Genomic DNA, 23,883 nt, shown 5'->3' on the forward strand with positions numbered 1-23,883 from the left:
GAATACCCTTAATAGCCGTAATTAACTAGGGGCTTTTCGTTCAGATAATTAGCGAGACGCCTTGGTCAGTGTGGTAATTTCACCATCAACAACCATATAGCAGTCCATACCTGCAGCCAGTGCCGCTTTCACACCCAGCTCTGTATCTTCAAATACCACGCAATCTTGCGGTGCAACACCAATACGCTTGGCTGCTTCAAGGAAGGTATCAGGATTCGGTTTGTGGTTAACTACATCATCGGCAGTAACCAGTGCGTCTAACATTGGTAGAATACCGGTTTGATCCAACAGTGGCTCGGCATTGAACATACGACTGCCCGTCCCAACTGCGACTTTCTTAGTGCCTTTGTTATCAAGCAATACTTGATATACCGGCTCTATCACTTCGCCCTTATGGGCGATCTCATCGTAAAACTTGTATTTAGTATTCGCTAAGCGCTCTGTATCGAAATTCTGGCGAAAGCTTCGGTTGATCTCATTGGCAATTCGAATGCTAGGCATGCCGCCTAAGTTGTAAAACCAATCACGATCAAAAGGTATCTCATGAATCGCACAGGTCTTTTCCCATGCTTCCAGGTGTGCTGGCATTGAATCAACCAACGTACCATCCATATCGAAAATGATACCCTTGTAGCTTGATAAATCCATGTTTCTCCTTGTTTATTTAGCTTGTCTTTTAAGTATTGGTAACCTCCAAGACACCCGTGCATCCTAACGACACTATATGTCACTTATATTGCAATAAGCTGTTGATGTAAACCTTAATGCCTGTTGATTCTGAAATGGCTTGGTTGGTTTTTAAGCAAAATCATCTCCAATAAGCATAAAAAATAGTAAAACCTTCCCCAGCCCGGTATACATTCAATTATTTTGTATATATATTCAAACAATAAACATTGATATTCACCGTGCCTTTTTTGATATTGGACGTACAGCTAAGGAACGCTACATGGCTCAACCAGACATAACCTCTCTTATCCCAATAATTATTACTCTCGCTTTATCCCTCACAACACGAAACGTTGTTATCGGCTTGTTTGGCGGTGTTTTCAGTGGCGTTGTAATGCTAAACGGTATCTCACCGCTTGATACTTTCGGCACTCTCGTTAAAGACTACTTGGTACCTCAACTGACCGACAGCTACAATGCAGGCGTCATCGTTCTACTTGTCTTCATTGGTGGATTTGTTGCTTTGATGGAGCAATCCGGTGGTGGTCAGGCATTTGCTGCAAAGGTTACTCATTGGGTGAGTACTAAATGCCGTGCGCAGCTATCTTCATGGTTTGGTGGTATTTTTATTTTCTTCTCAGACTTAGGCACACCGCTAATTGTTGGCCCAGTTTTCCGTCCACTGTTTGATAAGCTAAAATTGTCGCGCCAAAAACTGGCTTTTATTATTGATTCCACTTCTTCCCCGGTCGCGATATTGATCCCTTTTATTGGTTGGGGTGTGTATATCATGGGCTTGCTGCAAAAAGAGTTCACGGCTATGGATGTCGCCATTACTGATTGGGAAGCCTTCATCAAGGCTATTCCTTTCCAGTTCTATGCATTTCTGGCTATTTTCATCGTACCGCTAGTCGCATTTAAGAAGCTCGATTTCGGCCCAATGACTATTGCGGAGCAACAAGCGCAGCAAGGTATTATTACCGGAGCTAGCAGCGAAACCCTCAACACCTTTACGCATAAAAATGCAAAAGCCTCTTTTGTATTTGCGCCATTGCTCGTTATGGCATTGGTATTGATCATGATGCTGGCACCGTTGGGCTTCCCGTTTAAGCAAGTGTCAGGCTCTGTCTTTCGGGCTGCCCTTTCTAGTGCCTACTTCTTTGCAGCCATTACCTTAATTTCATTAATGGCGTTTTATGGAGTACGCAAGCTCAGTGACAGCATCAGTGTATACCTCAAAGGCATGGGTAACATGATGCAAGTAGCAATCGTACTTATTCTGGCATGGACACTCAGCAGCGTAGGCAAAGAATTAGGCACTGCGGCCTACATTGCCGAGCAAGCTCAGGCAGGCTTTCCTTATTGGTTGGTCCCTGCTGTCGCCTTCTTGTTAGCAGCAATTATTTCTTTCGCGACAGGATCATCATGGGGCACCTTTGCCATTATGATGCCTTTAGTGATCCCGACAGCCATTGCTATTGATGCCCCACTTTATGCATGTATTGGCGCGGTGCTATCAGGCGGGTTATTTGGTGATCACTGCTCACCGATATCTGAAACCACCATCTTGTCATCGACAGGCTCTGGGTGCGATCAATTCGAACACTTCAGAACGCAGCTACCTTATGCACTGCTTAATGGCTCAATCGCCTTAGTCAGCTTCATCGCTGCAGGATTGTTGCAAAGTCCTGTAGTACTAGCTGTAGCCCTTATTGCACAGGCTTGTTTGGTATATCTACTATCAAAGTGGAACCGCAACCAGAAAACGGTTCAAGTCAGTACAAGCTAGTTAGCTAAGCTCTTTTCATAAAGACGTTCAACATAACTACACAAATAACAGTGCAAACAGCCAGCATCACTCGCTGGCTGTTTGCGTTTCAGCTTTCGTTAATCACACAAGCATGATGTCACACTTTGACATAGTACTAAACGATGACTGAACCGCATTCATTTTGACGGAATAGTCCTATAACTAGGCAATCGAAGGGGGTATTCTTAGCGTGTATGGTGGAATGTTCAGGAGGTAAGGTTGATGAATGTATTGAATCTTTTGGGAAGCGCTATCGCAATAGGTAAAGCTTTGGCCGGCCTTGTATTATTTCAATGTGCCATTGCAGCCGCGCTAAGTATTGGCCACATCCTTACCGCCCCATTTAAACAACTATTAGCGACCATGTCGAAGGTAAAAAGGAAACATAAGTGAATCTATTCGGATCAGCAGTTGATATCGCATTTCGAGTGGCCCAAACAGGGATCGCTGGGATCGGCTTGTTTATCATAGTGATGACTTTCGTTGGCGCTGGGATCGCACGTTGGTTAGGTCGGGATTAGTCTCCGAGACTGAAGTAACTTCTTCTTGTTGTGCTGTTATTTTACATCTAGCTCTACCAGCCCCCACTTTTTCGCCACTCGATCGAAAAAACCCTGAGTTTGCTTGAGCTCGATCCAATGGTTCACGTAATTGATCCAAACCTGATCTTCTTTTGGCAGGAGCATAGCTATCGGTGTCGGTAAGCGCATCCCATCGACCTTAGCAACACTCAGCTGTGGGTAGCGTTTGACTAACGTCGCCGCTTCGATATTCGAAGTCACAATCGCTGTGGTTTTGTTATCAAGCAGATATTGATGGGTAAGCTTGGCACTCTCGCTGGCATGTTTTCTCGCATTTGGCAGCAGTTCTTCAACAAGACTTTGCTGCACCGTACCCGCAGTCGTCGTCAATATCACTGAAGAAGCATTAAAGTCGCTCCATTTCCTGAATCGCTTAGCATTCGCTTTCGTGACCACAGGCACAAATGCCAAGTGATAGTAGGTATCACTGTAGCCAGCTAATCTTGCGCGGTGCATGTTCAAGGAGGCGCTGCCCGTCATGTCGTATTTATCGGTAACGACACCGTTAACCAGCTTCTTCCAAGTCGTCGGCACGTATTCCACCGTGACACCTAAATCCTTGGCAAGCTCAGTGGTGATATCAATGTCGAAGCCACGGTAAAAATTTGTGGCAGGATCCCGTATAGTCATCGGGCTCCAGTCCCCTGTCGTTCCTACCCTAAGTGTGCCTCGGTCGATAATTTCTGTCAGCCGACTTTTGGCTGCATGGGTCATCCCTGAGAGCAATGACATCAAAATACAAACAATTACCGCTCCACTTTTGATGTACCATGCTTTCATAGATGCCTCTGATATCTATTAAAAATAGTTATATTTTTAAAGATAGCAGTAATTTGTTTTGGCAAATTTAAGCGTTAGAACTTTTATAGCCTTGTAAAAACATTGAGACACATGTTCTTAGGTACTCACGACGTTCCTGCTCTGTTTCCTGGCTCTCCTGACCAAGGTAAGCCCAGTACACCACCTTCCCGTGGCACATGAGCAAAAATTGCAATGCAGCATCGGCGCAGTTCAGATCCGACCTTAATACTCCTTTTGCTATCAACTGACCTAGATAGCCCGCCACCATCTCAGTGGTATTTCTCGGACCGGCATTGAGATATACCTTTGCCAAATCAGGATGGGTATCACTTTGCCGTACCGCTGTTTTGTAGGTATTTAATGCTTCATCACTTAACAGCATATTTTGAAAACGCCAAGCGAACTCCTCGAGGACTTGTTCTGGCTCTCGCGGATCATCCAACAGGCTAATATCAAGCTGATTAGCCGTGCATTTGGCACGAATACAGGTATCAAACAGATCGTCTTTAGTTTTGAAATGCGAATACACAGTTTGCTTGGAAACCTGCGCCCTGACAGCGATGGCCTCCATGCTTATCCCATATCCTTGCTCACAAAACAGATCCGTTGCGGCCTTTAATATTTGTTCCCTTTTCTGGGCACTTCTGGCAGTTAACACACGCTCACCCCTAATTAACAACTATATAGTAGTTTTAATACAATCAAACTGGACAGTCTAGTTCTGATGGTATATTTTTTAAACATATGGACTGGACAGTCTAGTTTTATACCTATACGAAATAGGTATCACTACTTAAGGCAGGGCAAGATGAAAAGGACAACAATAGCCGGTATCGTGATAGGTTCCGCATTGCTAGTAGGCTGTAACACCTCAAGCACATCACCTCCAGAACAGCAATTCAATCAGTTGCTGAGTGTAAATACGATCACATTAGACCCTTCCGATCACTACAGTGTTGAGCGTGAGTACGTCGGGATGGTACAAGCAGGGCAACAGGCAAATTTAGGTGTCGAGCTAGGCGGTAAAGTCGCTCGTATATTGGTCGATGTTGGTGACAATGTTAAAGCGGGTGAGCCTCTTCTTATTTTAGATACTCAACTTTTGATCACCCAAGCTGATGAACTTCGTGCTCAGCAGTCACAAATCACTGCACAACTGGATTTGGTTGAAGCGAACCTGAAGCGACAGCAATCATTGAAGAAAAAAGGCTTTAGTGCCGACTCAGAAATTGATGCCCTAAACAGTCAGCGTAATGCACTACGAGCCAACTACCGTCAGTTAACCGCGTCTCTAGCAGCTAATCAGTTAAGGCAAGACAAATCTACAGTCTATGCGCCTTATGATGGCACTGTCAGCGCACGCCATGTTTCCAAAGGTGATGTGATCAATACTGGCTCACCGACACTTACCCTTCTTGCTTCCACCAGCAAAGAAGCCCATATAGGTATACCCGCCAAACAACTCGGTAAATTAATTAGCCACAGTGATTGGCAACTGCGAGTCGGCCCTGACAGTTACCCTGTCACTTTGTTAAATCCAGGAGCTCGAGTCGACAGTGGTTCCCGTACCGTGAAGTTACGCTTCGCCCTTCCCGAATCTGCTGAGGTCATAGACGGGCAGCTGGCCTATCTACAGTTCAGTGATGTGCATGATAAACCTGGATATTGGATCCCGCTTTCTGCGATGACCGATGGCCTTCGCGGAGTGTGGAACGTGTTTGTGATGAGCGATGAAGATAACCAGCATATTGTTGAACGCCGTTCCATCCAAGTGTTACACGCTAATGCTGAGTATGCCTACGTCACTGGTGCTCTAACTTCTGGTGAACGATTGATTTCAGACGGGCTGCATCGCCTCGTCCCCGGTCAGGCAGTTCAACCAGTAAAAAAGTTACCACTTCCATTGAATAACCGCGATGAGGCCGCGCTATGAAGATGGAAGCCATAATCAGTAATACCCGCCTGTTGGTATTGGCGATAGCACTCTTGGTTGTTGCAGGTTTCTCTGCCCTTACCACCTTACCAAGAGCCGAAGATCCGGTCATTCACAACCGTCATGCCAGCATCATCACCCACTTCCCAGGAGCGACTGCAGAACGGGTCGAGGCATTGATCACCGAGAAGATCGAAACCGAACTGCGTCAGTTGGAAGAGATCAAAGAGCTCTCATCGGTATCCAGGCCGGGTATATCGGTTATCCGAATTGAGCTCAACGACGAAATCACCGATTCAGAGCCGGTATGGTCGAGAACTCGAGATAAACTCTCGGATGTGACGCCTTCACTGCCAACAGGCGCTTCCGTACCCGATCTGCAAAACGAGCACGGCTATGCCTTTACTATGATCACGTCACTGACCTGGCAAGGAGATAGCCAGCCAGATCTACTCACGTTACGCCGTTACGCCATCGAGCTTGGTAACCGCATGCGCATAATGAGCGGGGTTGAGTTTGTCGATGTCTATGGCCTGCCCGATGAAGAGATTCAAGTCACGTTAGACCCTGCCGCTACCAGTGCTCTCGGGCGCTCAGCCATTTCTTTATCACAAGCTATTGATCAAGCAGATGCCAAAAACTCCGCCGGTGAGTTGGTTAATGGCAATAATCGCTTTGCACTGGAGGTCTCAGATTCTCTCGATACCCTAGACAGAGTGCGTCGTGTCCCTATCGCAATGGATGACAATGGATTCCTAATTCGAGTTGAGGATATTGCAGAGGTTGAACGAAAAGCCGCCTCTCCACCGTCTGAAATTGGCGTAGTAAACGGTAAGCCTGCGATTATTGTTGCCGCTCGGATGCAACCATCGCTTCGTGTTGATCAGTGGACTGTTCGGATGAATCGGCTGCTTGATCAATACCAGCAGCAGTTACCTGCCAATGTATCCGTTGATGTCATTTTCGAGCAGCAAAGTTATACGGAAACTCGCCTTTCCGATCTAAACCAAAGCTTGCTGCTTGGTTTTTCGATCATTCTAATCGTACTGTTGCTGACCTTAGGGATCCGCTCGGCGATCATCGTTGCAATCTCGTTGCCTTTAACGAGCCTTGTTACTTTATCGATGATGAAATTCACTGGGCTACCAATTAATCAAATGTCGGTAACCGGCTTGATTGTTGCCCTCGGGATTATGGTCGATAATGCCATCGTGATGGTCGACACCATTCAACATTACCGCCAACAAGGCAAAGCCAAAATCGAAGCCGCTATGCAGGCTATCCGCCATCTGTGGATCCCTCTGCTCGGTTCGACACTGACCACTGTATTGGCGTTTGCGCCGATATTCCTGATGCCAGGCCCTGCCGGTGAATTCGTTGGGGCTATTGCGATCACCGTGTGTTTCTCCCTAGTTGGTTCTTACTTGATTTCCCATACGCTGGTTGCCGGTTTCGCTTCCCGCCTTTTGCCTTCTATCAATCAGGGGCAACGCTGGTACCATACCGGTATTGTTATTCCGGCGGTGAGCAAGCGTTTTGAAGGCTCGATTCGATATGCCATCAAACACCCGCTGATCACTGCTGGGTTAGTTTGTATTTTGCCATTCACCGGTTTTTGGGCGGCAACAACCTTAACTGAACAGTTCTTCCCGCCTTCTGACAGGGATATGTTTGAAATCCAGCTGTTCTTACCCCCTCAGGCCAGTATCTACGCGACGTCAGAAGCGACCAAGCAGGTTGATGAGATCATGACGGAGTATGAAGGTGTTGAACGGGTAAGTTGGGTTGTCGGCGGTAACTTCCCTTCGTTCTATTACAATCTGGTTAGCCGCCAACAAGGTGCACCCTACTTTGCACAGGCTATGGTCAAAGTACGTGACTTCGAGCTAGCCAATACCATGATCTCTACCCTACAGGCTGATCTTGATAAGCAAATGCCCAATGCACAGATCCTAGTACGTAAGCTTGAACAAGGTCCTCCTTTCAATGCTCCGCTGGAAGTGCGTTTATACGGCCCTAACTTAGACAGGCTCAAAGCCATTGGTGAAGACATTCGTCTAATCATGGCAAGCACACCTAACGTCACCCATACCCGTGAAACCCTGCAACCCGGCACCCCCAAGGTATGGCTCAACGTTAACGAGGAGGCCAGTCAGCTAAGTGGTTTGTCTCTTAAAGATTTTGCTGATCTACTCCAAGCGACTTTCACCGGACGTTTAAGTGGCAGCATTATCGAGGCGACGGAATCCATCCCTGTACGTGTTAGGGTCAGCGATGAAAGCCGAGAGCACATGAGTCAGTTGAGCAGCCTACCACTTCCGGTGAAATCTGAGAGTGATTTGATGGGCTTGCCTGTCTTTGCGATTGCTGATTTATCACTAACACCAAGCAGAGGAGCCATACCCCGCCGTAATGGCCAGCGTGTGAACGTGATTGAAGGCTATATCCGAGCAGGCGTGCTACCACAAACCGCTTTGGTACATTTCCAAGCAGAGCTCGAGAAATATCGCGCAAGTATACCTAGTGGTTACAGTATTGAGTTTGGCGGTGAGTCCGCAGAGCGCAATGAATCCGTCGGCAATCTGATGGCTAACCTGACTATGGTCATTACCTTGTTAATCATGGTCGTTGTGTTGTCTTTCAACTCTTTCCGGTTGAGCTTGGTGATTTTCTTTGTCGGTATTCTTTCGGCAGGATTGGGGCTATTGTCGGTGGCAGCCTTTGGCTACCCCTTTGGCTTTACCGTTATCATTGGCCTGCTGGGCCTTGTCGGCTTGGCGATTAATGCTGCCATCGTGATTCTGGCTGAGCTAAAAAGCAGTCCAGAAGCGAGCAAAGGTAACCTTGATGCCATTGTTGTCGCTGTGATGAGTTGTACCCGCCATATTACGTCGACGACGATTACCACGATCGGAGGCTTTATGCCATTGATCCTCGCTGGCGGAGGCTTTTGGCCACCCTTTGCAGTGGCTATCGCAGGCGGTACCCTGCTCACTACCCTCGTCTCGTTTTACTTTGTCCCTGCCGCATTCAAGTTGGCGGTTAAGTATAAGCCTCTCGCTGCTCGCAGCGTTGATTTAAGTAGTGCCACGGCAAGTTAACCACTGAATGATGGTAAAGGCAAAAGCCAGCCCAACAGGCTCATCTGTTGGGTTGGCTTTATGTTATTGGCAATGTTGCTGCAGGTTGCTGTAAGACGCGGCGAAATTCTTGTTGGGGAAGTATTCGTTGTTGATCAGCAAGCTCTTGCTCTTGGCCCAGTTATGGGCAAAAGAGCCGTTGCCATAAGGGATATCGTAAATTTCGAAATGCCTTTCATCTCGGGTATAAATGAGATTGGCAGCCATCCTGCCCGAGCGTTGTAAAGTATTCTTGTAGTACTGGAAGTCACTGTTACAGCTCTTGATCACATAAGAGCCCTTCTCACTGCGCACGCTGATGTAATAACTAGGCGTATTAGCAAATTTCTTCAGCTGCCAAATACCTACTTCACCACTGAGCTGGATGACAGGGATAATTTTCTTTTCAGCCGATTGGGTATTATCCGCCGAGACAGTTTGATTGTTTGCTTCTTCTTCACTCACATCTGGATCATGGTGAAGTAAGCGCATCGTTGGTTTACTCATTGTTTGAGGAGGCGGATTTATGCTGTTCCAAACACTCATCAACGGCTCTTTGCCTGGCCCCATCGCCAACCATACCAGCCCGACAGGCACACCCAGCATCGCCAAGCGCCCCCATATACGGCTTCTGCCGATGGCTTTGATTTGATTGGCAACAGCAGGCGTGAGCTTCTGCGATGCAGCGACAATCTGGCCTGGAAGCTCAGATTTGACGAGCTCTTTGCTATCACTGCGCTTTTCGCGGCGAAGGCTTTCAAGGTTTGATTGCAAGCGGCGGTTTTCCCTACGCAACGCCTGCATATCCTCTTCCATCAACTGTTTATAGTTTTTCTCATCTTCTGATGGCGATTTTTGCTTTGCCAGTTTTTCCTGGGCAGCTTTTAGTCTCTTATCTAAATCATCGTTTCGCCGTTGCAACTCCAAGTTTGTCGCTTCCAGTTGCTGGCATTTTTTTTGCCAAATAATGCTTTGTTCATTCGATTTCAGATAGACAACCTGCACAGCCTCATCGTGCCCATGCCCTGACACAACTTTTTCATACGCCTGGCTGACCAATTGCATAATTGACTTTGACCCACCCTTATCAGGATGGCAGCGGCTTGAAAGCTGCTTATAGCGTCGTTTTACGTCGGCCAAAGGCGTATTCTTATTTACACCCAAAACATCAAAGTACGTTGTCATTCCATTTTTACCACGAGATTCTTTTTTGAACTAACATCACTTTTATTATATGCAGATTATCTCATATATTACTAAGCTAAAAATTGCTTTTAGCGTGTTATTTATACCTCTTGGCGATTTAGATTAACGGTTTGAAGAAGAAATACTATCGGCATCTAGCGAGAGAAATTGAGAATGTGCGTTCAATGAAATAATAATAAAAACAAAACAACCTACTAGAGAAGATAGCAGGCTGTTTTTTATGCAGTTAAATTGTCAGTTCAGGTGTGTAAGTTATGTTTTCGCATTCTGAACTCCCCTGGCGAGCAGCCCATGTGCTTTTTAAACACCCTAGAAAAATAAGACACATCCTTAAAGCCAGCAGAATGGGCTATCTGAGAAATCTTTTCTCTATCAGAACTCAACAGCCCGCACGCTAGGTCTAACCGCTTCTTGATAATGTACTGCTTCAGTGTCACGCCCATAACATTGTGGAACAAGCGCGAAAAGTAGGTCGGCGAGTAGTGGCAGGCATTGGCAAGATCTTCTTCCCGCAGTGGAGAGCTAATGTTCTCGTCAATGATCTTTAAGGCAGGCCTTATCGAAAGCTCACGTTGTTCGTAGCCCTGTACCGGCTCGGCTATAACATTATGAGTGTGCAACCTACTAAAGCAGGCATCTATCTCCTGTTTGGTTGCGTTGGCGGCAATCACATCTTCACCGCCTGCACGGAGTACATTCAAAGCCAGGTCGGCATCCAAACTATGGTACACCACTACGACCTTGGTTTGCGGGAAACGGCTTTTAACCGATTGCAACAATTCAAAACCATTCGACGTTGAGTCTACGACTTCAAGGAAGATCAACTCCTGACCTGTCATGGTTGATAACAGTTCAAAAGGCGAGACGTCCACCACATCATGTGACATCTTAAGGTTTTCTTTCGCTTCTGCCACTTTATCGAAGTGGCTACAACTAACCCAAATCACAGCTTCACCTTAATCTATTAAGAAAATTACAAACGTTCGTCTGTATAAACTCTCCTTGTCATAAAACTTCGTCGTGTTTTTTATAATTTTATGTCCGTCAAAAAAGTGACGTTACATAGGTAATTAACGTCTATAAACCCAAAAAATTCCAGACGGCAAATTTGTTGCAACATTAATGCTGTTTTCTCAAAAGATTCTGCTAAGCGGACGACTTCAACGAGTTAAAGCGGATATCACCCTATAAACCTTGATCTTTTATAACCAAATAACCACATAAAAATTATTTATATTCTAATTAAATCTATTATTTTTTGCCGTATGGTAGTTTCTTAAATTTACCTATTGCCCTTTTTCATCATGCACACCGCAAAATTATAGCGCTTGAGGTCATAAGCAAGAAAAAGACCATATCAACACATTTGCACAAAAGCCCTCTCACCACGGACGATCAACCTCACATAACTTTAATTCCAGCCGCCTTCATCCCCCAACTTCTGACATTTTATTCTGAAAGGGAACAGATCCAATGGATGGAGTGGAGGTTGAATGACTAAAGGCAAATTGATAGGTGCAAAAATAAAGCATGCAGTGTTGGCTTTTGTTTTTACAATCATGCCTTCATATAGCTTTGCTCAATCACCGCATTTGGCTCTTTATTACCCCGACTGGCAAATCTACAAAACAACATCACCCGTAATCAGCGAATTAGCCATCAACGATGCCACCCACATCGTCTACTCATTCCTGGCTGTCTGCGGACCCGTAACAAAATCACCTAAAAAAGTTCAGCAGCTGATGGAACAGCGCTGCGAAGGGAAACCCTTGGGTCATGTCGTGATTCTGGATGAGCATGCTGCGCTTAAGGTGAGGCTTCGTGGGAAAACCTCTCATCAAGCATACTACCGCGGGAACTTTGGCCAGCTTAAATACCTCAAGGAACAAAAGCCTGAATTGACCATTATTGCCAGTATTGGAGGATGGACACTCTCAGAGCCATTCCACACCATTATCACTAACCCTCAGTATCAGGCCAACATGGTCAATAGTATCTCCGAGCTTTTAAAGCGATACCCTTTTTTCGGAGGGATCCAAATAAACTGGGAGTACCCAGGCGGTTACGGCTTATCTCGGCTAGGCCATGATAATAGAGAGCAAGAAAAGCAGGGCTATACCCAGTTATTACGCGATACCCGTCATGCGCTGGATCTGCTCAGTAAAGAACAGCGCACCAACTATGAGCTATCCATTACCTTCAACGCGAGCCAAAAACACCATGGCAGCATCGACTGGCCACAAGTTAGCCCGTTGCTAAATACCGTATACCTAATGAGCTATGACTACCATGGCCCGTGGAGCACCCGAGTTGGGCATCACACAAACTTGAATGAAACGCCTTTAACACCCAAAGGCTTGTCTGTTTCCAGCCAGGTAAACCACTTACTTGCTCAATCAATACCTGCGAACAAGATTCTAGTCGGTAGCCCTTTTTATGGACGAGGTTGGAAGGGCGTTGATAATGCTAGCAAAACCAGCTTGGAAGCATTGCAAGCAACACCTGAAAATGGCCTGCCCTCTTCGCTTACCGAATCAGGTTTTATTAGCTTCAAAGATCTATCTCGGCACTTTTTGGATAAAAACGATAGCGGCTACCTTTACTATTACGATCAGCAAGCTGAAGCAGCAGTGCTCTATCACCCAACCTCAAAAGATTACATTTCTTTTGAATCTCCACGCTCTGCAAAAGCAAAAGCTAACTTTGTTAAAGAGAACAAACTAGGCGGGATTTTTGTTTGGGAAGCCTGCGCCGATCATCAAAACCAACTGCTTGACGCTATTGTCAGTGGGTTGGATAGCACATCAAATTAGCAATGGCAGATCCCCCCAATACCAATGAAATCGCACGCATAATTATCTAGCACGTCAATTTATCCTGCTAAATTTTGTTAATTTTTTTGAAGACAATCGCTTTTTTATCTATTACTATGTCCCGGCAAAATTGAGTTCCGATGAAGACAGCAGGAGAGTGGCAAGTACTTAGTCTAACGACGAGTATCGAGCCCGCCGAAGAAGTAAGCTCACTATCCCGTTTGCAGCCACTGCAAACAATGGTCAGTAAATCTTTCAGGCACCTTCTTAGTCAATTGCTAAGTAAGGTATGGACTGTTGTTGGAGGAGCCTCTGGAGAGATCCGTTAAATCGGACGCCGAAGGAGCAAACCTGATTTCAGGTGAAACTCTCAGGCAAAAGGACAGAGGAGATAAGATCAACAGCACAGAAAGTAACACCAACATTCTGATACACCATACAACGGTATAACTGTTGTTCTTTATCTCTTCCTTTGATGTTTAAAGGTAAAGAGAAAATGAACCCACTATATAACTTCTTACAGACTATCGATAACCTCGTTTGGGGCCCACCACTACTTCTTTTGCTAGTAGGTACAGGTATTTACCTGACAGTACGCCTAGGACTGATCCAAATCCGCTACCTACCCCTCGCTTTGGGCTACCTGTTTAAGGGTAATAAAAACAGCAAGGCTGACGGCGACGTCTCTAGCTTTGCCGCGCTATGTACGGCTCTTTCCGCCACTATTGGTACCGGTAATATTGTCGGTGTTGCAACGGCTATTAAACTCGGTGGCCCTGGTGCGCTGTTCTGGATGTGGCTTGCCGCTTTATTCGGTATGGCAACCAAATATGCAGAGTGCTTGCTGGCGGTAAAATACCGTGAAGTCGATGCCAATGGCCAAATGCTGGGTGGCCCGATGTATTACATCGAAAAAGGGACTGGCCAAAAATGGCTAGCACGCATGTTTGCCGTCTTCGCCTTGGGTGTTGCCTGCTTTGGTATCGGTACATTCCCACAAGCCAATGCGATTGTCGACGCCGCCTACCTATCGTTTGAGATCCCACGTGAAATCACCGTGCTTATACTCACCATTCTGGTCGCTGTTGTGACGCTTGGCGGTGTGAAGTCTATTGCCAAGGTGGCAAGTAAAGTCGTTCCTTTTATGGCGCTGTTCTATATCATTGCTTGTGTGATTGTGCTTGGCTCTCAGTACAGCGCTATTCCAGAAGCGATTCAACTTGTTGTTCAATCAGCCTTTACCGGCCATGCCGCTACCGGTGGTTTCGTCGGCGCAGGGATCATGCTTGCTATTCAATCGGGTATCGCACGTGGTGTGTTCTCGAATGAATCGGGCCTGGGTAGTGCTCCAATGGCGGCGGCGGCGGCAAAGACTGACTCTTGCGTTGAGCAAGGTTTGATCTCAATGACAGGGACTTTCTTCGACACCATCATCATCTGTACCATGACCGGCCTTACCCTGGTGGTTACCGGTGCATGGCAGAGCGATTACGCGGGTGCCGCGATGACCAGTTATGCTTTTGCCAGTGGCCTGGATTCAAGCTTTATTGGCCCTATGATGGTCACAATTGGCCTGATGTTCTTCGCCTTTACGACCATTCTTGGCTGGAACTACTACGGTGAACGCTGCATTACATACCTATTTGGTGTAAAGGCAATTCTGCCATACAAGATCTTCTTCCTGGTATTGATTGCAGCCGGTGCCTTTATGAATCTGGATATGATTTGGCTGATTGCCGACATCGTCAACGGTTTGATGGCAATCCCTAACCTGATTGGCCTGATCTTGCTGCGTGATGTGATTGTCTCTGAAACCCGCGAATTCTTCCAGAACCTGACACCACCGCCAGCAAATCTGCAAACAGCCTAAGTTGAAAGCAGTCTCAATTGATAACAGCCTGAGCTGATAACAGTCTGATCACTTAACAGACATGTGTCAGTAGAGAAAAGAAAACACCCCGTGCAGAGTTTGTCTCACGGGGTGTTGTTATTCTAAGCGGCGGGTTAACTGCTGGTATAAATCAAAACTGCTGTCTTCAAGCCGGCAGTCTACAATTTTGTCACCTTGATGTTTGAAATAAGCCATACCCGTCATCATGACTTTTTGTTTTTTTGCCGGGATCTTTGCCCACCCACCACAATATAAAGCGTGGCACTGATAAACGACGACCGTTTTGTTTTCGTCTTTTATTGTATCAATAATGCGGAAAGTCACCTCGCGGAACCTCTGCCCCCACACCGTAATAAAGTTGAGGTATTCGGTATGGCTCAGGAGATAGCTTTTTCCACCCGGCACGTGGAAGTGAAAAGGATCGGTGGCTAACTCCTGCAGCTTTGTACTGTTTGCGTTAGACCACACGTCATTAAACCATTGAAGAACCCACTTCTCATCCATGTGATATTACTCCAAGTTCACTGCCTATTCTTACATAGCATAGAACTTATAGAGACTTCTATCTAATCATCCGCCTTTGAGATGTGATCATTAAATAAATCTAGGTTGGTTGTTCAATACCCAAATTTTAGCTCGCTCATCTTGGGCTGAAGTCGCCAGCTTTTCAGCAACCTTACGCCAATACTCCCGAGCATCCTGATTCAGATCCACTATGTTGTTTTCACTGAGATCGAGGGCTGTCTCTATTGCCAATTGCTCATACTGCTCTTGGTCAGAAATTTTCCATGACTCAATTAGCAAATCTTTGGCCTGCTCCTGCTGCTCGTTATAAGAAAGATAACGCGCCTTCTCCTTCAAATAATATGCTCTTGCCCTTGGCTCAGCAGCATCCAAATACACTTCGGCTTGTTCCAAATAATATTTAGCTTGCTCGAAATCCTCACGCATGACAAAAGTACGGCCTATTTGACTGAGCAACTCACTCAAAAATGTTTTATCAGCGCTGCTTGCTGCCATGTTCAACATAGAAAAGTAGGTTGATGCAGTTAATTCAGGATCGTCTTCATTCCAAAGCGCCATATAATCCGGAAAATTGAAATCGGCATAGCGATGGCAATATGGGACTTCTTCTTGGGCTGCATATGCCGATACTGTCGATAAAGAAAGAGGAGCGCAGAATAGTGAAAGGGATAACAGACCCATTGGGCGTAAATTTAGCATAACAGTTCGAATGCAAATAAAAGAAAATAACTGCTTATACTATATGCGGAAAACTCCGCACTACGCCCAAAGAGTTTAGAATCTGGAATGATTCTCACATCACGTAACGCTTATGCCGATAGCGCAAGGCGTGAAAATGCTGCCTGGTAGTGAGTTAGATTCGGAATATGCGGGTGATTACCTGATACACTCCCCACTTCCACGTAATCATAGCCAAGCTCTTGCGACGCATGCTTGTTGCGCTCGCCATTGGCGAAAACCACCCGGCGTTCAAACACAACCCCTGAATCTTGTTTGGCACGAAATGCTGCCAAAGCCATGATTTCAGTTCGGCTTAATGCATCGGAAGATGAAGCAAAGGTCACATTGCTGATATCGATACCTGCTGCACGAAGCTTCATTTTCGCCGTAGATGCCCACCCGCTGGTGGCAATGGCAATATGGGTGCCCTGTTGCTCTTGCATCTGGCTTAAGAACGCCTTGGCCCCAATCACTTCGCTCACTATCTCAGGGCACTCTTTAATTGCCTTGCGGACTAGCTCGGAAAAACGGCTTTCGACTTTACGATGGATAAGTGAACGGCTCTCGGAGATGCCATGCTTGGTGATGAGCTCATCTAGCACCCCGGCATCGGTAAGGTTGGAGTAATGGGAGAGATCTGGGTCCATTTCAATACCCAGAACGTCTTTCACTGCTTTGACATAGCAATCTAGTTCTAGGTTTTTGGAATCCACCAGCGCCCCATCAATATCTAATAAAAACAAATTTGCCATTTTTTATCCTTATGACTCGCTGTACTCGACGCAAGATAATGCGCTTGTAAATAAAATGTTGCAACCTTTTAACCCACTTAATCTGTAAAAGCTTGTTTCAGATCAAGCCTTATTTGTCAGTATCTTAGTATGCGATTCAAACACCGCCCCATTGATTGTTCAATTATCAACCAGTTCAAATTGCAGCAGTCGACTCAACAGTTGCGCAAAGTGTAATCATGAAATGTAACAATCTCATTAACATCATCACATATTTGACCCAACATAGGGTTGCGATCCGTATTATCCTTTTGATGCAATATCAAAAACTAAAAACAATGTCGTAAACCTGTGAGCAATAAGAAGGTCGTAATATGAAGAAGACAGCGAATAGAAGGAATTTTCTCAAGCTTGGGCTTGCCAGTGTCATTGGTATGACTGTCGGTAAGGATTTGTTAGTCAAGCCTGCCCATGCGGCAGATTTGCCTCAACTGACTGAAGACGATCCCCAAGCGAAAGCCCTTCAATACGTCCACGAAACACCAGATAGTGAAAAGAACTGTGCTAACTGCGCCTTAATCCAAGGTAATGATGGCGACGAGTGGCGCCCATGCGGGATCTTCCCGGGTAAAGCCGTCAATGCCAACGGCTGGTGCAGTGCGTGGATGAAGAAACCTTAAGCTTAGCTTTTCCTACAAAGCTAATACTTAAAGAAAAGGCCTGCTATCAACATATCCAAGCTAAGTGGATGATGATAGTCAGGCTTTTTTAACGGGCATTTATGTTAACTATAAACGCCTTACTTGAAGCACTGCTCAGCCCAACGGGCCAAACCTGCAGTTACAGAGCCAAAGTAACTACCACTAACAACCGGTGTCGATGGCAATTGTTGCTCAATACAAGCACGCAGAATTGGCGAGCGCGCTGTGCCGCCTGTCATATACACCACATCAGGTTTGATACCACTTTGTTCAATGGCATCTGTCACCAACTGGCTAATGTGAACGCGAGGCGCTTCAATTGCATGGGCCATTTGCTCTTGGCTCACCTCAACTTCCAGCAAATCAGATAGGTGTGATAGAGCCAATCGATGCGATGCAGTGTCTGACAAGGCAATTTTGCACTCTTCCGCCTTGCGGACAAGCTGATAACCCAATGTCTCGCGGTAAACCTTGAGCAAGTGCATTAATTTCTCAGGCTCTGCGGCATCCCGCTGTAGCTGTTTCAAGACGGCAAGGTTCGATGAACCATAGAAATCGGTTTGAGCAACGACGTTATTAATAGCAATCGGGTTCCAGAACTGGCCAATTGGCATATCGATGCCTTTCTGGGTTTTGGTCCCCAGCCCTAGTAACGGCATGATCTGGCGAAATGTCAAATAGATATCAAGATCATTACCACCTACACGTAAACCGGTGTGAGCGAGCAAACTGTCTGTTCTATCTGCTTTACCTGCCCAGCTTGGTCCCATTTGGATCATTGAGCAGTCAGTAGTACCACCACCGATATCGACCACCAGTACGGTTTTATCTTCTGTCAGGGTGCTTTCATATTCTAGACCTGCGGCCACAGGCTCAAACTGAAATTCAATATGTTCGAAACCAGCACGCTTGGCAGCCTGGCGCAGAATGGCTTCTGCTTGTTGGTTCGCTTTTTCACCGCCCGTCCCTTGGAAGTTCACTGGACGGCCTATCATGGTACTGGTGATCGCCTTATCAAGCTGGGTTTCTGCTTTTTGCTTGATATTGCGCATCATGGCACAAACCAGATCTTCGAAGAATCGGATCTGCACATCACGCAAACCATTTGCGCCCAAGAAAGATTTTGGTGACTTTACGTAATAGACTTCTTCTGGGTCGTCCAGGTATAGATCTAACGCCGCCTGACCAAACAGCAAATCACCTTGCTCGACAATAATGTCTTCTTCGCGATTGAAGTTTATTGCTCGGCGCAGTACTTGCTCACCCAGTTCATCAACTGGCTGGACGCCCATATGGCGGTAAAGGTATTCACTGACCGCCTCACGCGTCGGCGCACAGAGTGTCGAAGGAATAAAACTGTTTTCGCCTTCCAGCGCCAGCATGCGTGGCTGCCCTTGCTCCATCACTGCCACTGAGCAATTGGCTGTTCCATAATCAAAACCGATAAACATGTTATCCTCCGAACCAAGAAAAGCCGGACATCATACTGAAATTAGCCATTTGTTCAATAACGAGTTTATGACAGAGTTGGGCAAACCAAACCCACGCTAGAGTGGGTATACCTTTTCGAAGCGTTCCAACACCAAATCGGACGACTCGGTAAACTCAATATCTAGGCTGGCTGCATATTTCGTGAAAAACGTTATATGGGCATCTCGCCACCATTGGTATGATAGGTCTCCTTCCCCTTCTAGCGCCGCAAACTCCGGTGTAACTTCATTGAAAGGACAAATAGAAACGTCTTTGAGTTTGATGATACAAACCGGCTCCTGTGCCCAATTGAGCACGACAGATAAGCGTCCGACTTTTGGCAGTGGCTCTTCCTCAACATCATAACCTGCTTTTAAGCTGCAAGATGCTCGCTTGATACCAGCATTGATCAACCTCGCACACTCATTGGCATTGTATTCATCAGCGCAAAAATACTCCGCAATAACCTCAGGTATGACATCTCGCTCTTCGTGTGTCAGTGTTGCTAAGTATTGCTCGAGATATTCCTTTTGTGTTTTGTTCATGCGCCCTGCTTGTTCACTTGGTTTGTACAATTAGATAGAAAAGGTCATCAAGTCGTCACTGTCATATCGCTCAACACCAGCATAACCAATTTTCACTGACAGCTGAGCGGATAACTTTAAAGCAACCTATTCCCTTATCTCGCATCTGCATTATCTAGACCTAAAACCAGCCCAAAGTTTACAGCAATCATAAAACGAACCGAACAAAACCGGCTAATACTATATTGCAGATCTGAAAATCTACAATACCTCGTTAGCCGGATAAGATAAGTAGTTCAACCGTTGGGGCGCAGTCTAGTTAAAACATTCAAATGCACTTGCTTAATTCGTACCTATACGGCCTTATTCAAATGCCTTTGATACTTTCCGTTTCCAATTCGGTGAAATATCGCAACGTCTTTACTTTTAATTCCTGTGTGGCTGGCGCATCGCAGGCAATAACGGTTTTAGGGTGCAGTTGCAATGCCGATACCGTCCATAGGTGGTTAACCGACCCTTCTACTGCTGCTTCCAATGCCAGGGCCTTATTGTGGCCAGTGATGAGAAGCAGAATTTCCTCGGCGTCCAACAAGGTGCCGACACCAATCGTCAGGGCTAATTTGGGCACCTTGTTGATATCCGAGTCGAAGAATCGCGAATTGGCGATACGGGTATCTTCGGTGAGTGTCTTCACACGAGTCCGCGAGGCCAGCGAGGAGGCTGGCTCGTTGAAAGCGATGTGGCCATCATTGCCTACCCCGCCCATGAACAGGTTAATCTTACCGTAGGATTTGATCTTATCTTCATACCGCTGGCATTCCGCTTCGTTGTCACCGGTATTGCCGTCGAGCAGGTTGATGTTCTCTAGCGGAATATCAATATGGTTGAAGAAATTCTCAAACATGAACGTGCGATATGACTGCGGGTGCTCCGCCGTGATCCCGACATACTCGTCCATATTGAAGGTAACGACATGCTTGAAGCTGACATCCCCTTCGCGGTGCATTCGGATCAGCTCTCGATAGGTCGCCAGCGGCGTACCGCCGGTCGGCAGCCCGAGAACAAATGGACGCGCTGCGGTCGGTTGATAGTCATTGATGCGCTTGGCAATATGTTTTGCCGCCCACTTGCCAACCTGGCTGCAATTTTGTAGTGGTATCAATCGCATTGTGCTCTCCTGAAATATATTTCTAACAAGGCTTTATCAGCCATGTCCTAATAATTAGTGATATTAAATTCTTACTGCGGCAATAAGAGGCGCTTTCGGTTTAAAACCGTTTTAGCGATAACATTCAGCAAGATTAAAAATGTCATTACCAATAGACTGTGCCCCATCCAGAGCGGAGCGCCTGTTAAATAAAGATACTGATAGGTTGCCGTCGTGAATGCTGCCATCGGAAAGGTAAAGGCCCAAAAAGCCAAACTAAAGTTGGTCGTAATAATTTTTCTTATATTGAGCAATAGCGCTATCGATGCGATAACCGCCCAGGCATAGAAGCCCGCACCTACGGCCGATAATCGAATCGCATAAGTTTGCTGGCCCAAGAAAAACATTGATGGCGTCGCCATCATAATAAAATACGTCGGATATAACGGTTTGACGATAAATGCTTTTTTCACTAGCCGTGAAAGTAGAGCCAGATAAATCCCTCCCCCAACCAACGTACCGACTAAATACATAAAGTAGCTGAATCCTTTAAACCACTCAGGTGCAAAGATAGCACAAACCACATTTGCCAATGGTGGGATCAAGAATGTTGGATTAAACGTTGTTTGCAGGTTTTCGTAATCATATACCCAGCGGGCAATGATAAAAATAAAAAGCGGGACTTGAATTACCGCGCCAAGCACCCAAAGAGCAGGGCTGTTAAACAGCCCAGAAAGTAAGAACAGGGAAATCGTACCACATGAGAGGAAATTGCGGCTGACCACATTCGCCATTTCATCAATATATTGCGTCGATTTTGTCATATACCTTGCGAATAAGCTCAAGGTAAAGACCAGCAGCATGACCATGGCACCTACCGCTACCGCAGTAACGGTAGGTGCGAGAACGCTGATCCCGGATGCTTTAGCAGCGGTAGCCAGTCCAGCAACACCCATCACTGATGACATCAGGGTTACCGGCAATCGTAGAAACGTGTTACTAGACATCATCTACCTTAAGCTTTTTTCATTAGCAGGCTGATAGATTCAGCTTGGGTGCCAACAATAATCTGCAGGTTCTTCTCGCCCACATGGACAATACCCAGTGAACCAAGCGCCTTGATTTTGTTGTCACAGACCAGCGACTTGTCTTTAACAGAAAGACGCAGACGGGTGATACAGGCATTGATTTCCGTCAGGTTGTCCTTACCGCCAAGTGCCTCAACATACGAGTTAGCAAGCTCGCCCATATCGGACACCGGCGTCGCTTCAGCCTGCAGTTCAGACTCGTCTTCGCGGCCCAGCGTCTTCAGGTTGAACTTAAGAATCGCAAAGCGGAAAGTAACAAAGTAAATCAGACCGAACACCAAGCCCTGCGGTACCAGCATATACCAGTTGGTTGCCAGTGGGTTTTGCGCCTGAAGCACTAGGTCAACCAGGCCGGCAGAGAAACCGAAGCCGGAAATCCACTCCATTGACGATGCGATATACAGCGATAGACCCATCAGGAAGGCATGTAGAGCAAACAGCATCGGCGCGGTGAACATGAACGCAAACTCAAGCGGCTCACTCACACCGGTAAAGAAAGAGGCAAAAGACGCCGCGATAACCAGTGAAGCAACACGTGTTTTATTCTTCTTGTGGGCTGTGACATACATTGCCAAGCCAGCAGCTGGTAGACCGAACATCAGTACAGGGAAGAAGCCTGCCATGTAACGTCCCGTCACACCCGGTTGCGCCGCACCTTCGGCAATAGATTGAGCACCGCCCAGGAACGTAGGCATATCGTTGATACCAGCTACGTCATACCAGAATACTGGGTTCAGCGCGTGGTGAAGACCGGTTGGGATCAGCAGTCGGTTGAAGAAGCCAAACAGGCCTGCACCGATAGAGTCCTGAGCATACATCCAAGCCCCGAAGTTGGTCATGCCAGTGAACATGCCGTTCCAGATTTCCATCAAGACTCCGGAGATAAAGATACCCGCAACAGCCGACAAGATTGGTACCAGTCGCTTACCGCTGAAGAACGAAAGCGCTTTTGGCAGTTGCGTCTCGGAGAAGCGGTTATAAATGGCTGCTACAACCACACCGACAACGATCGCCACAAACTGGTTGTCGACCTTATTAAATGCCGCCGGAATATCAGCAACATCCATACCTTTGATCATGGCCATGGTTGACGGGTCAAGCAGCGCCATCACCACCAGCCAACAGACCAAACCGGAAAGTGCCGCCGCACCATCACGGTCTTTCGACATACCGAAAGCAATACCGACAGCAAACAAAATAGGAATATTCTTAAGGATTGCACCGCCGGATTTAATTAAGAAGGCTGCGATTTGGCTATCATGACCCCAGCTGACGGGATCAACCCAGTAGCCAATACCCATTAGGATCGCCGCTGCAGGTAGGGCTGCAATCGGGATCATCAAGGCTTGTCCAACTTTTTGCAGATATCCAAAAACGTTGATTTTCATTATTTGATTCCTTTGAAATCGATGAGTTCTATTTCTTCCGCCTGCAACCAGATTTTAATTTCTTCTGATAACAGGACACTCAGTTCATGTTCACGTTGTGTTGTATAAGACGATAGGCTGGCAAGCTCATCGTCTGAATAACCTGGGTGGGCCATAATTTCGACGGTAGTCTCGTTGTCGCTACCTTTTAATTCGCGGATGGTCTCTTTCAAACCTTCGATATTGGCTCGATCGCCGTAGAACCGGGCACTGAATTTATCCGTTGTTTTCACTGCAAGCGCCTGGAGATCGTCGATATAGTAATCGGCTCTGCGAGACGCCAGGCCCACTTCGTTGGCAAACTTAATAAAGCCATCTCTCAAGTTGGGCAAAAACGCGGCAAAGTGATGGGAATCGAAATGATCAATGTCGACACTATAAGACTTTGCATTCAGATATTGATTCATCGCCTCGATATAAACGTGCTCGGCATTAATTTGCTCGGCATGGTCCGTTAGGTATTTGCGGCTATGAAATTCACCGTTGCCATCAACTAGACTTGGAATGTCTTCCGGTTTTGAAACCGGCTTGCCCAATGTCAAATTAACGTGCAGCCCGATATTTTCCAGCTTGTGTGTATGGATCAAATCAATCGCATCGGCAGTGCCTATCTGATTCACCATCAAGGTCGTTGATGTCACGACCCCGTTATTCATAGCTTCGACTATGGCGGCATTGACCCCTTTGGTCAGGCCAAAGTCATCGGCATTAATGATCAGTTTCATGT

Annotated in this window: 21 protein-coding genes and 1 riboswitch; of the genes, 7 read left to right on the forward strand and 14 right to left on the reverse strand. The window is 46.4% G+C overall.

What is annotated here, in order from left to right; genetic code table 11:
* Positions 1-48: 48 nt before the first annotated feature.
* A complete protein-coding gene (locus ACXAGQ_RS26375) occupies positions 49-648 on the reverse strand; it encodes an HAD family hydrolase (protein WP_475257949.1) in 600 nt (199 codons plus the stop codon).
* 301 nt (positions 649-949) lie between these two features.
* Here ACXAGQ_RS26375 and ACXAGQ_RS26380 point away from each other — a divergent pair, with 301 nt between their 5' ends.
* Together ACXAGQ_RS26380 and ACXAGQ_RS26385 are read left to right on the forward strand one after the other, a co-directional pair.
* Positions 950-2,458, forward strand: coding sequence for a Na+/H+ antiporter NhaC family protein (locus tag ACXAGQ_RS26380; RefSeq protein ID WP_475257951.1), 1,509 nt, complete (start codon positions 950-952; stop codon positions 2,456-2,458).
* A gap of 410 nt (positions 2,459-2,868) precedes the next feature.
* Positions 2,869-3,000 carry a hypothetical protein gene (locus ACXAGQ_RS26385; RefSeq protein ID WP_475240516.1) on the forward strand — a complete coding sequence of 44 codons (132 nt, stop codon included), beginning with the start codon at positions 2,869-2,871 and terminating at the stop codon, positions 2,998-3,000.
* A gap of 36 nt (positions 3,001-3,036) precedes the next feature.
* Here the strand turns inward: ACXAGQ_RS26385 and ACXAGQ_RS26390 are convergent, their stop codons facing one another.
* Positions 3,037-3,840, reverse strand: a complete 804-nt coding sequence (locus tag ACXAGQ_RS26390) for a transporter substrate-binding domain-containing protein (protein ID WP_475257952.1) — start codon at positions 3,838-3,840, stop codon at positions 3,037-3,039.
* A 67-nt stretch (positions 3,841-3,907) separates the two neighbouring features.
* Complete coding sequence (locus ACXAGQ_RS26395; protein ID WP_475240513.1) at positions 3,908-4,519, reverse strand: TetR/AcrR family transcriptional regulator; 612 nt, start codon at positions 4,517-4,519, stop codon at positions 3,908-3,910.
* A gap of 150 nt (positions 4,520-4,669) precedes the next feature.
* On the opposite strand from ACXAGQ_RS26395, the gene ACXAGQ_RS26400 reads away from it, so the two are divergent.
* Positions 4,670-5,794 carry an efflux RND transporter periplasmic adaptor subunit gene (locus ACXAGQ_RS26400; RefSeq protein WP_475257954.1) on the forward strand — a complete coding sequence of 375 codons (1,125 nt, stop codon included), beginning with the start codon at positions 4,670-4,672 and terminating at the stop codon, positions 5,792-5,794.
* Positions 5,795-5,796: 2 nt separating this feature from the next.
* Positions 5,797-8,895, forward strand: a complete 3,099-nt coding sequence (locus ACXAGQ_RS26405; RefSeq protein ID WP_475258093.1) for an efflux RND transporter permease subunit — start codon at positions 5,797-5,799, stop codon at positions 8,893-8,895.
* Between the two features lie 63 nt (positions 8,896-8,958).
* Here the strand turns inward: ACXAGQ_RS26405 and ACXAGQ_RS26410 are convergent, their stop codons facing one another.
* A complete protein-coding gene (locus ACXAGQ_RS26410) occupies positions 8,959-10,098 on the reverse strand; it encodes a J domain-containing protein (RefSeq protein WP_475257956.1) in 1,140 nt (379 codons plus the stop codon).
* Between the two features lie 260 nt (positions 10,099-10,358).
* Complete coding sequence (locus ACXAGQ_RS26415; protein WP_475257957.1) at positions 10,359-11,066, reverse strand: helix-turn-helix domain-containing protein; 708 nt, start codon at positions 11,064-11,066, stop codon at positions 10,359-10,361.
* A gap of 546 nt (positions 11,067-11,612) precedes the next feature.
* On the opposite strand from ACXAGQ_RS26415, the gene ACXAGQ_RS26420 reads away from it, so the two are divergent.
* Together ACXAGQ_RS26420 and ACXAGQ_RS26425 are read left to right on the forward strand one after the other, a co-directional pair.
* A complete protein-coding gene (locus ACXAGQ_RS26420) occupies positions 11,613-12,932 on the forward strand; it encodes a glycoside hydrolase family 18 protein (RefSeq protein WP_475257959.1) in 1,320 nt (439 codons plus the stop codon).
* A gap of 302 nt (positions 12,933-13,234) precedes the next feature.
* Positions 13,235-13,328, forward strand: a riboswitch (glycine riboswitch).
* Between the two features lie 100 nt (positions 13,329-13,428).
* Positions 13,429-14,802, forward strand: coding sequence for an alanine/glycine:cation symporter family protein (locus ACXAGQ_RS26425; protein WP_475257961.1), 1,374 nt, complete (start codon positions 13,429-13,431; stop codon positions 14,800-14,802).
* 117 nt (positions 14,803-14,919) lie between these two features.
* Here the strand turns inward: ACXAGQ_RS26425 and ACXAGQ_RS26430 are convergent, their stop codons facing one another.
* The 3 genes from ACXAGQ_RS26430 to ACXAGQ_RS26440 all read right to left on the reverse strand — a co-directional run bounded on the left by ACXAGQ_RS26430 (position 14,920) and on the right by ACXAGQ_RS26440 (position 16,820).
* Positions 14,920-15,327, reverse strand: coding sequence for a nuclear transport factor 2 family protein (locus tag ACXAGQ_RS26430; protein WP_317521314.1), 408 nt, complete (start codon positions 15,325-15,327; stop codon positions 14,920-14,922).
* A 90-nt stretch (positions 15,328-15,417) separates the two neighbouring features.
* Positions 15,418-16,047 (reverse strand): hypothetical protein, encoded by a 630-nt coding sequence (locus tag ACXAGQ_RS26435; RefSeq protein WP_475257962.1) that lies wholly within the window; start codon positions 16,045-16,047, stop codon positions 15,418-15,420.
* 110 nt (positions 16,048-16,157) lie between these two features.
* Entirely contained in the window at positions 16,158-16,820 is a 663-nt protein-coding gene (locus ACXAGQ_RS26440) for an HAD hydrolase-like protein (protein WP_475257964.1), read from the reverse strand.
* Positions 16,821-17,173: 353 nt separating this feature from the next.
* On the opposite strand from ACXAGQ_RS26440, the gene ACXAGQ_RS26445 reads away from it, so the two are divergent.
* A complete protein-coding gene (locus ACXAGQ_RS26445; RefSeq protein WP_475257966.1) occupies positions 17,174-17,479 on the forward strand; it encodes a high-potential iron-sulfur protein in 306 nt (101 codons plus the stop codon).
* Positions 17,480-17,598: 119 nt separating this feature from the next.
* On the opposite strand, the gene yegD is transcribed toward ACXAGQ_RS26445, so the two are convergent.
* The 6 genes from yegD to ACXAGQ_RS26475 form a co-directional block, all read right to left on the reverse strand.
* A complete protein-coding gene (gene yegD, locus ACXAGQ_RS26450; RefSeq protein ID WP_475257967.1) occupies positions 17,599-18,951 on the reverse strand; it encodes a molecular chaperone in 1,353 nt (450 codons plus the stop codon).
* A 96-nt stretch (positions 18,952-19,047) separates the two neighbouring features.
* Complete coding sequence (locus ACXAGQ_RS26455; protein ID WP_475257969.1) at positions 19,048-19,515, reverse strand: ASCH domain-containing protein; 468 nt, start codon at positions 19,513-19,515, stop codon at positions 19,048-19,050.
* Positions 19,516-19,861: 346 nt separating this feature from the next.
* Positions 19,862-20,662 (reverse strand): glucosamine-6-phosphate deaminase, encoded by an 801-nt coding sequence (nagB, locus tag ACXAGQ_RS26460; protein ID WP_475257971.1) that lies wholly within the window; start codon positions 20,660-20,662, stop codon positions 19,862-19,864.
* A gap of 71 nt (positions 20,663-20,733) precedes the next feature.
* On the reverse strand, positions 20,734-21,651 hold the full coding sequence (locus ACXAGQ_RS26465; RefSeq protein WP_475257972.1) for an SLAC1 family transporter: 918 nt from the start codon (positions 21,649-21,651) through the stop codon (positions 20,734-20,736).
* A gap of 5 nt (positions 21,652-21,656) precedes the next feature.
* Positions 21,657-23,111, reverse strand: coding sequence for an N-acetylglucosamine-specific PTS transporter subunit IIBC (gene nagE / locus ACXAGQ_RS26470; RefSeq protein ID WP_475258094.1), 1,455 nt, complete (start codon positions 23,109-23,111; stop codon positions 21,657-21,659).
* 5 nt (positions 23,112-23,116) lie between these two features.
* Entirely contained in the window at positions 23,117-23,881 is a 765-nt protein-coding gene (locus ACXAGQ_RS26475) for a ChbG/HpnK family deacetylase (RefSeq protein WP_475257974.1), read from the reverse strand.
* Between the last annotated feature and the right edge of the window lie 2 nt (positions 23,882-23,883).

Source organism: Photobacterium sp. ABD4_091 (assembly GCF_056160145.1).